General features: G+C 67.3%; 5 protein-coding genes. All 5 read left to right on the forward strand.

Annotated features, from left to right (window positions below):
• Positions 1-333: 333 nt before the first annotated feature.
• Positions 334-813: a YbaB/EbfC family nucleoid-associated protein gene (locus ACWDU1_RS28800; protein WP_450003252.1), complete on the forward strand. Its 480-nt coding sequence runs from the start codon at positions 334-336 to the stop codon at positions 811-813.
• 81 nt (positions 814-894) lie between these two features.
• Positions 895-3462, forward strand: coding sequence for a WXG100 family type VII secretion target (locus tag ACWDU1_RS28805; RefSeq protein ID WP_450003254.1), 2568 nt, complete (start codon positions 895-897; stop codon positions 3460-3462).
• Entirely contained in the window at positions 3459-4280 is an 822-nt protein-coding gene (locus ACWDU1_RS28810; protein ID WP_450003256.1) for an ESX secretion-associated protein EspG, read from the forward strand. The genes ACWDU1_RS28805 and ACWDU1_RS28810 overlap by 4 nt, the downstream gene beginning before the upstream one ends.
• Positions 4277-5032, forward strand: coding sequence for an ESX secretion-associated protein EspG (locus tag ACWDU1_RS28815; RefSeq protein WP_450003258.1), 756 nt, complete (start codon positions 4277-4279; stop codon positions 5030-5032). Before ACWDU1_RS28810 ends, ACWDU1_RS28815 begins: the two co-directional genes overlap by 4 nt.
• Positions 5033-5130: 98 nt before the next feature.
• Positions 5131-5521 (forward strand): enoyl-CoA hydratase-related protein (locus tag ACWDU1_RS28820; RefSeq protein WP_450003259.1); only part of this gene is annotated, 391 nt, incomplete at its 3' end.

Genomic DNA, 5521 nt, shown 5'->3' on the forward strand with positions numbered 1-5521 from the left:
ACCTGATCGATGGCCGCGCCACCGGGCACCCGCCACACCGGATAGCCGCGCCGTTCCAGTTCCTCGAGCGAGGATTCGCAGCTCGGCTCGATCCTGCTGCCGACCGGTACCAGGACAACGCAGCGCGCGGGATCCATGCCTAATGCTCCACCTGTCGAAACGGCCACGATCGACATCGAATGTACCTCCGGCACCAGGGGCGATCCCGCGGTGCGGCGAGCTCCGGCGACGAATTTTCTTGTACGCCACGAGAAATTCACGCGAATGCGTTGTAATCCGGGGGTGCGGTCTTCGCGGAGTCCGCACCCGGACCGGAGGGACTGAGATAGCGCCGTGGTGAACGAACGTCTGCAAGAAGATATGGCGACCATGCTGTCCGGCCTGAGCCATCAGATGCGCGGTATCGCGGAAGTGCAGAAGAAGCGTTCGCTGCTCACCGCCACGGTGCTGGCCGAGGAGAAGCGGATCGAGGTGACCGTGAATGCCGACGGTCTGCTCATCGATACCAAGTTCGCCGACGATATCCTCGACCTGACGATGGACGAGATCGCCGCCGCCATCACCAAGGCCGTGCAGGACGCCGCGGCGCAGGTCCAGAAGAAGGCGCGGGCGCTCATGGATCCGCTTCTGGAACACCGGAATTCGCTGCCGAAGTTGTCGGAGATGATCGAGGGCGCGCCGGATCTGGCCGGGTTGATACCGCAGCCACCGGAAACGCCGACCGTCTCACCGGATTCACCGGACTGGCCGGGGAACAGGCCCGACGAACCGGATGACCAGGGGCCGGCGTCCGTGGTCGCGGACCGGGACTGACAGCGCATCCGATCATGATCTGCCCGGGCGGGGTGGGCGCGGCAGGCGCCGGTCGCCGGATACGACGGAAAGTGAACGCTCATGGCACTGGACCAGAACACGCTGTCGAATCTCACGACGCAGGTGAACTCGGGGCATCTGCAGTTCACCCCCAAGGACGCGATCACCGCGGCCCGGGCGGCCGCCGATCTTGTCGACGACCTGCGGGGAATGGCGAACGCCATCACCGAGCACAAACTGGACATGCTGGATCCGAAACCGTTCGGCGCGCTGGCGTCCAGTAACCAGCTGGCCGGGGTATACAGCAAGAAGGCCGGCCGCCTCTACGAAATCCTGCGCGAGCACGCGACGGTTCTCGAGGGTATGAGCCAGCTCTTCATCGCCGCGGGTAAGGCCTACAAGGATGTCGATCAGACGTCCAAAGACCAGCTGGACGCGATCAAGCCCGGCGAGGGTGCGGCGGACTACAACCCCGCCACGGTCGCCGGGGCGGTGAAACCTCCGGACTGGACGACGTTGTTCACCGGTAAGGGTCCCGATATCCCGACCGGGGTGAAGAACTACGGCGGCAACAAGGATCCGGGCGATGCCATCAAGGTCGAGGCGCAGGACGCGGTGTCCTGGCGGGAGATGTACGACCACGGCCAGAACATCAATGCCCAGGCCGTGATGGACCGCTCGGCGACCTGGGGTTCGCTCGCAAGCGATCTGGGCAACAAGCTGAACGGCCTGGTGAACACCATCTTCCCGCTGGCCGATTCGTGGAAGGGCCAGGGATCGGCGGCGGCGCAGGACGCGGTGCGCAACTACCGCAATGGCGTGCAGCCACTGATCGATTCGATCGGTCAGGTACGCGACAGCATGGCCTACGCCTCCACCTTCCTGGCGTATACGAAGGCGTTCATGCCGGGTGTGCCCACCGAACCGGGCGGGTGCCACGAACCGGACCTGGGGGATTTCCGCGGCTACCTCAACACCTACTACCTCGAACCGATGAAGGAAACGGTCAAGGTGATGCCGGTCCTGGACGGGCCCATCACGAAACCGGGTGGTGAGGGCGACGGTTCCGGTGGTGGTTCCGGTTCCGGCAGCGGCTCGGGTAGCGGTTCCGGCAGCGGTTCGGGTTCGGGTTCGGGCAGTGGTTCCGGTTCGGGTAGCGGTTCGGGTTCCGGCAGCGGTAGCGGCAGTGGTTCCGGTTCGGGTTCCGGTAGTGGCAGCACCTATCAGTCCGGCTACCAAGAAGGGTACGAGGACGGCTACGAGGACGGCCTCGAGGCCGCCGGCAACCAGGGCCCCGGTGGTAGCGGTGGCTACGGAGGCGGCTCGGGTTCGGAGTACACGGGTGGCCAGAACGGTGCGGGCGGCGGCCCCGGAGCCGGGGTGGGCAGCCCGGGCAAGTACGACACCCCCATCGGAGCCGGCTCGACCGGGAGCGGGTCGGGCAGCGGCGGTGGTCCGGTCACCAGCAAACCCGGCGGTTCGTCCGGTGGCAGCCCGTCGATGCCGAGTCTGCCGAGCATGCCCGAAACGGCGTCCTCGGGCGGTACCGGCTCCGGCGGCGGGAGTCCGAGTCAGAAGGGCGGCGGCAGCCCGGCCTACACCGGCCAGCAGTCGTCCCCCTCGATGCCCAAGATGCCCACGGCCGAGGATCTGCTGGGCGGCAGCAGTCCCGGCGGCCCCGGTTCGACCGTCGGCAACAACCCCGGTTCGGAAGGCGGCTCCGGTTCGGGCTCCACAGGCGGTGGCAGCGAGATGCCGGAGAACCCGACGGCCGCCGACCTCCTGAGCAAACTCACCGGTATTCCGGCATCCGAACTGCCGGACGCGCTCAAGAACCGGAAGATCACGGCATCGGACGGTTCCGGCGAGCCGTCCCTCGCGGACGCGCTCTCGCAGCTCACCGGTGTGCCGCTGGAGGATATGCCCGAGGAGCTGAAGAACACCCCGCTGTCCTCGCTGTGGGACGAGAACTCGCCTTTCGGCAACGCCGATACACTCTTCGGGAACGACGGCGGTTCCGGCAGCGGCAGTGGCCTCGGTGGCGGTCTCGGCGACGGCACCCCGGGCAACAGCTGGTCGAGCCCGGGCAGCAGCGGCGCCGGTGGCAGCGGCCAGGACCCGCTGGGCATCCTATCCAATCTGCTCACCCAGGGCATCCAGGCGTTCGCCCAGCTCGGCAGCGGTCTTCCCGGAATGGACGAACTGGCCCGGATGCTGGATCCCAGCCAGATCCAGCAGCATCTCCAGAGCCTGATGGACCCGGCCCGCGAGCAACTCGGCCAGCTGGCCAACGCGTTCGGCGGTGGCGCCGGAGCGGGGGCCGGCGGTGGCGGTGCGGGCCTGCCGGGCGGTGCTCCCACTCCGGAGCAGCCGATGGCCCCCTACCCCGAACCGCAGCAGTCGCAATCGCAGCTGTTCCCCCGGGCCGCGCTGGCCGGACCGGGACTGGACCCCGCCGGCGGCTACGGATCACCCACCGGTTCCTCGACACCGATGGGCGGGGCACCGATGGGCGGAGCGCCGGGCGGCGGGGCCGCCAACGCGGGTGGCCAGAACGATTACAAACCGTCGAAGTTCCTGCAGGGCCGCGAGAACATGGATGACGTCTTCGAGATCCCGGACCGGGTGAAGCCGGTGATCGAACCGTGAGGAGCTGGGAACTCACCGATCTGGAGTTCCGGGCGCTGTGCGGAGACCACACCGAGGGCAGGTTGCCCCGGCCGCTGGTCTTCACCAGTTCCATCCGCTATGCCGACGACCTCGAATGGGAACTCTCCGAGGTCTCCCGGAATCTGCGGACCCGCTACAACGGTGAACTGGACGCGTTCGGTGTCGCGCTCGCCAAACCCGATGTCTTCGTCAGCCTGCAGGCCTTCGGCGGGGACGCCGATTTCGACAATCCCGAAACGCGGGTCCGCGTCCATGCGTTCCGGCAGCGCGCCCGGGGATTCGTGATCACCCAGCGCCCCGGCGCGACGGTGCACCACGCGGCGGGTTTCGATATCGCCGAATGCGATCCGCACGCACTGGGCGATATCGTGCTGTCGCGGGTGCCGTTCGCCCGTGCCGGACGGCTGCCCGACACCAGGATTCCCGATACCACGCGTGATCCCAGGTTCGAACCCGGATACAGCTCGTCCGGGTCGATGATCTCCGATTACGACGAGGACGAGGACGAGGACGCGGTCAACGACTACGACCGCGCGCTGACGTTCCTGCGTACGGCGGCGATCCGCAGCGGCTCGATCCGGGTGGTGCAGGGACGTTCCAAATACGGTCCCCGCGGTCGTATCGAGATGGGAATGCTGTGGCGCGATGTGGCGGGGGACGGCCGGTACGTGATCCCCACGAACCATACGGCGCCGTCGGCGACGGGAATGGGGACCGAGGACCTGATCGCCTGGGTCGATGAACAGATGGACCTGCTGGTGGAGCGGCTCGACCGGAATATGGAAATCGAGGAATGACGCCCGGCGCCGGGCCCGGCGGCCATCGCTGGAATCTCACCGGGCTGCAGTTCAAGGTGCTGTGTGAGGACCGGCGTATCGGTGGCCGCCTGCCGCGTCCGTTCACCTTCACCAGCGATACCTTGTTCGCCGACGACTACGAGGCGGAGAAGGACGCGGTACGCGAAGAGCTACGGCGTTCGGCCGATCCGGAATTCGACGCCATGGTCCACACTCTCACCCGGCCCGACATCATGGTCACCGCGAACCTGTGGAACGAGAACCACCACACCGACCCGCGGCAGTGCATCCGGGTCCACGCGGTCCGGCGTGACGATCGCGGCTATGTGATCACTCAGCGGCCGGGGAAGACCGTGGCCCATTCCGGCGGGTTCGATATCGCCGGATGCCGGTCCGCGGCGCTGGGACGGGAGGTGGTCGATCTGCTGCCCGATATCGATGCGGGCAGCGATCCCGGGTCGGTGGCCGGACTCCTCACCGGGGATATGGCCCCCGGAGCGGGGGAGACCCGCGCGCCGGTCGCGCCGGATATCGCCCCGGGGCCGGATGCCGGTGTGCTGAAGGTGATCCAGGGGCATCTGGGGTTCCGGGAGCGGGGCATCATCCACGTGGGCCTGGTCTGGCGCGATATCCCGGGCGACGGCCGGTACGCGATGGGGCCGGACGAGAAGATGACCGGGATGGACGGCGACACGATATGCGCCTGGATCGAGGCGCGGATGGCGGAGATCATGATCCGCCTGGAGTCCTAGCCGGTGCCGTGCGCGCCGCCGAGCCGCATCGATTCGGCCCGTCCGGCGCCCGGTATCGTCACCGATGTTCATGACCATTACGAACCAGAGGATGCGCCGTGACCGACTTCGAGACGATTCTGCTGGAGCGTAAGGATGGGGTCGCCCTCATCACGCTGAACCGGCCCAAGGCGCTCAACGCGCTCAACGCTCAGGTCCTCGACGATGTGATCGCCGCGCTCGACGAGGTCGAACGCGACGACGAGATCGGCGCCGTAGTGATCACCGGTTCCGAGCGGGCCTTCGCGGCCGGGGCCGATATCAAGGAGATGCAGCCGAAATCGTACATGGATATGTTCCTGGACGACTATTTCGCCCGCTGGGAGCGGCTGGCCCAGTTCCGCAAACCCACCATCGCCGCGGTCGCGGGATACGCCCTGGGCGGCGGCTGCGAACTGGCCATGATCTGCGATCTGCTGATCGCCGCCGATAACGCCAAGTTCGGCCAGC

It is taken from the genome of Nocardia sp. NPDC003345 (assembly GCF_053589395.1).